6 protein-coding genes are annotated in these 6257 nt (G+C 53.2%); 4 read left to right on the top strand and 2 right to left on the bottom strand.

Annotated elements, in window-relative coordinates; all coding sequences use genetic code 11:
* Window positions 1–2 precede the first annotated feature (2 nt).
* The 4 genes from rbsC (at window position 3) to rbsR (ending at window position 3947) form a co-directional block, all read left to right on the top strand.
* Entirely contained in the window at window positions 3–968 is a 966-nt protein-coding gene (rbsC, locus tag ACLJRE_RS22810) for a ribose ABC transporter permease (RefSeq protein WP_000211345.1), read from the top strand.
* Between the two features lie 24 nt (window positions 969–992).
* Window positions 993–1883, top strand: coding sequence for a ribose ABC transporter substrate-binding protein RbsB (rbsB, locus tag ACLJRE_RS22815; RefSeq protein ID WP_001056260.1), 891 nt, complete (start codon window positions 993–995; stop codon window positions 1881–1883).
* Window positions 1884–2015: 132 nt separating this feature from the next.
* Complete coding sequence (gene rbsK / locus ACLJRE_RS22820) at window positions 2016–2945, top strand: ribokinase (protein WP_001646884.1); 930 nt, start codon at window positions 2016–2018, stop codon at window positions 2943–2945.
* Between the two features lie 3 nt (window positions 2946–2948).
* The gene (gene rbsR / locus ACLJRE_RS22825) at window positions 2949–3947 is read left to right on the top strand and encodes a ribose operon transcriptional repressor RbsR (protein ID WP_000224487.1); all 999 of its coding nucleotides are present in this window, start codon (window positions 2949–2951) and stop codon (window positions 3945–3947) included.
* On the opposite strand, the gene mdtD is transcribed toward rbsR, so the two are convergent.
* Together mdtD and ACLJRE_RS22835 are read right to left on the bottom strand one after the other, a co-directional pair.
* Complete coding sequence (gene mdtD, locus ACLJRE_RS22830) at window positions 3913–5340, bottom strand: multidrug transporter subunit MdtD (protein WP_000202071.1); 1428 nt, start codon at window positions 5338–5340, stop codon at window positions 3913–3915. The genes rbsR and mdtD overlap by 35 nt on opposite strands.
* A gap of 11 nt (window positions 5341–5351) precedes the next feature.
* A complete protein-coding gene (locus ACLJRE_RS22835; protein WP_001131144.1) occupies window positions 5352–6056 on the bottom strand; it encodes a FadR/GntR family transcriptional regulator in 705 nt (234 codons plus the stop codon).
* Between the last annotated feature and the right edge of the window lie 201 nt (window positions 6057–6257).

Consider the following 6257-nt stretch of genomic DNA (forward strand, 5'->3'; position numbering starts at 1 on the left):
AGATGACAACCCAGGCTGTTTCTGGTCGCCGTTATTTCACTAAAGCGTGGCTTCTTGAGCAGAAGTCGCTCATTGCCCTGCTGGTGCTGATCGCGATTGTTTCGACGTTGAGCCCCAACTTTTTTACCGTTAATAATCTGTTCAATATTCTTCAACAGACCTCCGTCAACGCCATTATGGCGGTAGGGATGACGTTGGTGATTCTGACATCGGGGATCGATCTGTCCGTCGGTTCCCTGCTGGCGCTCACCGGCGCGGTTGCCGCTTCAATCGTCGGCGTTGAAGTGAATGCGCTGGTCGCGGTTGCCGCCGCGCTGGCGCTGGGCGCTGCGATTGGCGCCGTTACTGGCGTTATCGTCGCGAAAGGCCGCGTACAGGCGTTTATCGCTACGCTGGTGATGATGCTGCTACTGCGCGGCGTGACGATGGTTTACACCGACGGTAGCCCGGTCAACACCGGCTTTACCGATAACGCCGATCTGTTTGGCTGGTTCGGTATCGGCCGTCCGCTGGGCGTTCCTACGCCGGTCTGGATCATGGCCATCGTCTTTATCGCCGCCTGGTATATGCTGCATCACACCCGTCTGGGACGCTATATCTACGCGCTGGGCGGTAACGAAGCGGCGACGCGTCTGTCTGGCATTAGCGTGAGCAAAGTGAAAATTATCGTCTATTCACTTTGCGGCCTGACAGCATCGCTGGCGGGCATCATTGAAGTGGCGCGCCTCTCTTCCGCGCAGCCGACGGCGGGTACCGGCTATGAGCTGGATGCTATTGCCGCCGTGGTGCTGGGCGGCACCAGCCTTGCTGGCGGTAAAGGACGCATTGTTGGGACATTGATCGGCGCATTGATTCTCGGCTTCCTTAATAATGGTTTGAATTTGTTAGGTGTTTCCTCCTATTACCAGATGATCGTCAAAGCGGTGGTGATTTTGCTGGCGGTACTGGTAGACAACAAAAAGCAGTAACAACGACTACAGGACATCTGAAATATGAACATGAAAAAACTGGCTACCCTGGTATCTGCTGTTGCGCTGAGCGCCACCGTGAGCGCGAATGCAATGGCGAAGGACACCATTGCGCTGGTGATCTCTACCCTCAATAATCCCTTCTTCGTGTCGTTAAAAGACGGGGCGCAAAAAGAGGCGGATAAACTGGGTTATAACCTGGTGGTGCTGGACTCCCAGAACAACCCTGCCAAAGAGCTGGCGAACGTGCAGGATTTAACCGTTCGCGGGACCAAAATTTTGCTGATCAACCCGACTGACTCCGATGCGGTGGGTAACGCGGTGAAGATGGCTAACCAGGCGAAGATTCCGGTTATCACACTTGACCGCCAGGCAACCAAAGGTGATGTCGTCAGCCATATCGCGTCTGATAACGTGCTGGGCGGTAAGATCGCTGGCGACTATATCGCGAAAAAAGCTGGTGAAGGCGCCAAAGTGATTGAGCTGCAAGGCATTGCCGGAACATCCGCGGCGCGTGAGCGTGGCGAAGGTTTCCAGCAGGCGGTAGCCGCCCACAAATTTAATGTCCTGGCCAGCCAGCCTGCCGATTTCGACCGTACTAAGGGTCTGAACGTCATGCAGAACCTGCTGACCGCGCATCCGGATGTTCAGGCTGTCTTCGCCCAGAACGATGAAATGGCGCTGGGCGCACTGCGCGCGCTGCAAACTGCCGGTAAAGCAGATGTGATGGTGGTTGGATTTGACGGTACGCCGGATGGCGAAAAGGCCGTAAAAGATGGCAAACTGGCAGCGACTATCGCTCAGTTACCGGATCAAATCGGCGCCAAAGGCGTTGAAGTGGCGGATAAGGTGCTGAAAGGCGAAAAAGTTCAGGCCAAATATCCGGTTGACCTGAAACTGGTCATCAAGCAGTAATAAACGACACGGGTCAACTATGGCCTGATGGCGACAGAAATACGCGAGCCTCCGCTGAGGTGAACGTAAAAAAAGAAAAGCAGGGCACGCGCCACCCTAACCGGTGGCGCACTTTGACGTGGAACCCCGAATATGAAAACCGCAGGTAATCTCATCGTCCTTGGCAGCATTAATGCCGATCATATCCTTAATCTTGAGTCCTTCCCTACCCCGGGTGAAACGGTAACCGGTAGCCATTATCAGGTCGCGTTTGGCGGGAAAGGCGCGAATCAGGCGGTTGCTGCGGGGCGTAGCGGGGCAAATATTGCGTTTATTGCCTGCACAGGCGATGACGATATTGGCGACAGTATTCGTAAACAATTAGTCAGCGATCGTATTGATATCACGCCAGTTAGCGTCATTAAAGGCGAGTCTACCGGGGTGGCGCTGATTTTCGTTAACGGCGAAGGCGAGAACGTCATCGGTATTCATGCCGGAGCGAATGCCGCGTTATCGCCGGCGTTGGTTGATGCGCAACGTGAACGTATCGCGCAGGCGGATGCGTTACTGATGCAGCTGGAATCGCCGCTGGAAAGCGTACTGGCGGCGGCTAAAATCGCCCATCAACATCATACTACTGTTGCGCTTAACCCGGCGCCTGCCCGTGAGCTACCGGATGAACTGCTGGCGCTGGTGGACATCATCACGCCAAATGAAACGGAAGCTGAAAAGCTGACGGGCGTGCGTGTGGAAAATGACGACGATGCCGCGAAAGCTGCGCAGGTTTTGCATGATAAAGGCATTCGAACCGTATTAATTACCTTAGGAAGCCGTGGCGTCTGGGCCAGCGTAAACGGCGAGGGCCGCCGCGTTCCTGGATTTAGCGTTGAGGCTGTCGATACCATTGCCGCCGGAGACACGTTTAACGGCGCCTTTATCACCGCGATACTGGAGGAGACGCCGTTGCCGGAAGCGATTCGCTTTGCTCATGCCGCCGCCGCGATTGCCGTAACGCGTAAAGGCGCGCAACCTTCCGTTCCGTGGCGCGAAGAGATAGAAGCGTTTTTACATCAGCAGGGGTAACGCTTGGCTACTATGAAAGATGTTGCCCGCCTGGCGGGAGTCTCTACATCGACGGTCTCTCACGTTATTAACAAAGATCGCTTTGTGAGTGAGACGATAACCGAAAAAGTTGAAGCGGCGATTAAATCACTTAACTATGCGCCTTCCGCGCTGGCGCGAAGCCTCAAGTTAAACCAGACCCGCACGATTGGTATGCTAATTACCGCCAGTACCAACCCTTTTTATTCCGAACTGGTGCGCGGCGTTGAGCGAAGCTGTTTTGAGCGCGGTTATAGTCTGGTGCTGTGCAATACCGAAGGCGACGAGCAACGGATGAACCGTAACCTGGAGACGCTGATGCAAAAACGGGTAGACGGTTTACTGCTGCTGTGTACCGAAACGCATCAGCCTTCTCGTGAAATCATGGAGCGTTATCCGTCTATTCCTACCGTCATGATGGACTGGTCGCCGTTTGATGGTGAGGGCGATAGCGATCTCATTCAGGATAATTCGTTGTTAGGCGGCGATCTTGCCACCCAACACCTTATCGATAAAGGATTTACCCGAATAGCCTGTATTACCGGCCCGCTGGACAAAACGCCAGCGCGTTTGCGGCTGGAAGGGTATCGGGCGGCGATGAAACGCGCAGGGCTGGCTATTCCGCAAGGCTATGAGATCACCGGCGATTTTGAATTTGGCGGCGGCTTTGACGCCATGCAGGCGTTACTCGCCCATCAACAGCGACCGCAAGCGGTTTTTACCGGAAACGATGCGATGGCTGTCGGCGCCTATCAGGCGCTATATCAGGCGGGGCTTCGTATCCCGCAAGATATGGCAGTCATTGGCTATGATGATATTGAGCTGGCGCGCTATATGACGCCGCCGCTGACGACTATCCATCAGCCGAAAGATGAATTGGGCGAGCTGGCTATTGATGTGTTGATTCATCGGATGGCGCAGCCCGCCTTGCAACAACAGCGACTTCAGCTTACTCCGGTTTTGACGGTGCGTGGGTCGGTTTAGATTTATGCCGTTCTTTAATCAGATTGTTGCCGTCTTTGGCTCTTAGCAGCATAAACATCAGCGCGGACACGATAGTGATCGCCCCCATCGTGATAAAGGTATAGTGGAACTGTTCCACGGTACTGGTGCCCGCAAAACCTTCATAAATACGTAACACCGCCGCGCTGATCGCCACGCCTAAACTGATAGACAATTGCTGCGTAACCGCCAGAACGCTGTTGCCGCTGCTGGCGTTATCGTCCGTCAGATCCGCAAGAGTAATTGTATTCATTGCCGTAAATTGAGTGGACATCGCCATTCCAAGAATGAATAGCGGCAGTACGAGCATCCAGATCGGCATGGCGGGAGATTGAAACGAAAACTGGGCAATCATCAGACCGATAAATACCGTAATGCCGACCAGAGTCTTCCGGTATCCCAAACGTCGCAAAACCTGCGTTACGGTCGATTTCGCGATAATAGAACCCAAAGCTGTCGGCGCCATCATGCAGCCGGCGATCAGAGCCGGGTAGCCAAAACCAACCTGTAGCATTAACGGCATCAAAAAAGGTACGCAGCCTGTCCCCAGACGCGTGGCGAGGTTGCCGGCAATACCGACGGAAAATGTGCGTGTCTTAAACAGCGATAGTGATATTAACGGTGTCGGATGACGGCGGGCGTGGCGGATATAGGCCAATAGTAGAACGATACTGCAAAAAATAATGGCGGATGCGATCCATGTCGCCACAATCTTTTCGCCAAACAGTTCCATTCCGCTGGAAAATAAAACCAGACTTAACCCAAAAAGAAAGAAGCCGGTCATGTCAAACTTGCGACGCGGCGTGGTGAAGTTGGGCATATATTTGCGGGCATACAGAATGCCTGCAACACCAATGGGAATATTAATCAGGAAGATCCAGTGCCAGCTTGCCCAGGTCACCAGTACGCCGCCTAATACCGGCCCCAGAATCGGACCTACCAGCCCCGGCATAGTGACAAAGTTAAGAACAGGCAGCAGCTCACTACGCGGATAGGCTCGCAATAACGCCAGCCGCGCCACTGGCATCATCATCGCTCCGCCGACGCCTTGTACGACGCGAAAAATAACCAATTCAGATAGTGAACTGGAGAGCGCGCAGGCCAGCGAGCCTAACGTAAACAGACTTACGGCAACCATAAAGACGCGACGCGTACCGAAGCGGTCAGCCAGCCAGCCGCTTACCGGAATTAACATAGCTACTGTTAGGGTATAACTGATAATAGCGGACTGCATGGCGAGTGGTGAACGGTTAAGACTATGCGCAATAGCCGGTAAAGCGGTATTCAAAATGGTGGCGTCTAGCGCCTGCATAAAGAAGGCCATCGCCGCGATCCACGGCAGGCCAGCCATACTGCGCGCTTTTTTGCTGGTCATTCAATATCCTGTTAATTATCTGGTCTCTCATTAGGCGCTATTAACAACGCCTGGCAGGCCTGGAAAGCGCGTTCGCCGTCGCCATCAGCGATGGCATCAACAATGGCCTGGTGCAAATCCAGCTTTACCACCTCGTTATAGGTGATTGAGGTAAAGTAAGTGTGATAAACCGAATGAAATAGCGTCGCAAAAGAGATTAGAAAGGGATTGGCGCTCATTTCGTAGATATGCTCGTGCCATGCCATATCCACTTCAATCCATCGTTCACGCTTAAAATGCTTTTTCAGCGCGACCATCTCTTCCATTAAGGCATTAAGCCGCGCTTTCTGCTCCGGTGTGCCAAGAGTCGCCGCCAGCAGGCAGGCTTGCGGCTCCAGGCTAATACGCATCACCAGAAAATGATCCACCACCTGATGAAAATTTTCTTCCGTCATCCACCAGGTCAGCAGCTCTTGATCCAGAAAGTTCCAGTTTCCCTGCGGCATCACCCGCGTACCAATGCGCGGACGGGGTAGCACCATACCTTTAGCCGTCAACGTTTTCACCGCTTCGCGAACTGCCGTTCGACTTACGCCGTACTGCTCGCCCAGTTCTATTTCGCCGGGAAGAATCGTACCAGGGGCGTAGTCACCCTTTAATATCCGCTGCGCCAGCTTTTCAGCCAGAACATAGGATAGATTTTTCTGTGCGGCTAATTGTTGTGCGCTTAAAGGCATGAATGTTCTTCCTTTCTCTTTCGTTTGGTTATTAGTATGCCACCTGGAAGTGTGATTGCAGTTGCAATAACGGCAATTTGCTTATTTTATGGCACGTTAAGCACGCCATTGATGAAAAAAGAGACACTCAGAAAATTATTTTAAATTTCCTCTTGTCAGGCAGAAATAACTCCCTATAATGCGCCACCACTGACACGGAAC

It is taken from the genome of Salmonella sp. SAL04157, assembly GCF_046551635.1.
GTDB classification, from domain to species: domain Bacteria; phylum Pseudomonadota; class Gammaproteobacteria; order Enterobacterales; family Enterobacteriaceae; genus Salmonella; species Salmonella enterica.

What these genes read in the sequence shown, in the direction of transcription:
- ACLJRE_RS22835 (WP_001131144.1), bottom strand. Translation starts at nt 6,056, where the DNA reads ATGCCTTTAAGCGCACAACAATTAGCCGCACAGAAAAATCTATCCTAT.
- rbsC (WP_000211345.1), top strand. Translation starts at nt 3, where the DNA reads ATGACAACCCAGGCTGTTTCTGGTCGCCGTTATTTCACTAAAGCGTGG.
- rbsB (WP_001056260.1), top strand. Translation starts at nt 993, where the DNA reads ATGAACATGAAAAAACTGGCTACCCTGGTATCTGCTGTTGCGCTGAGC.
- rbsK (WP_001646884.1), top strand. Translation starts at nt 2,016, where the DNA reads ATGAAAACCGCAGGTAATCTCATCGTCCTTGGCAGCATTAATGCCGAT.
- mdtD (WP_000202071.1), bottom strand. Translation starts at nt 5,340, where the DNA reads ATGACCAGCAAAAAAGCGCGCAGTATGGCTGGCCTGCCGTGGATCGCG.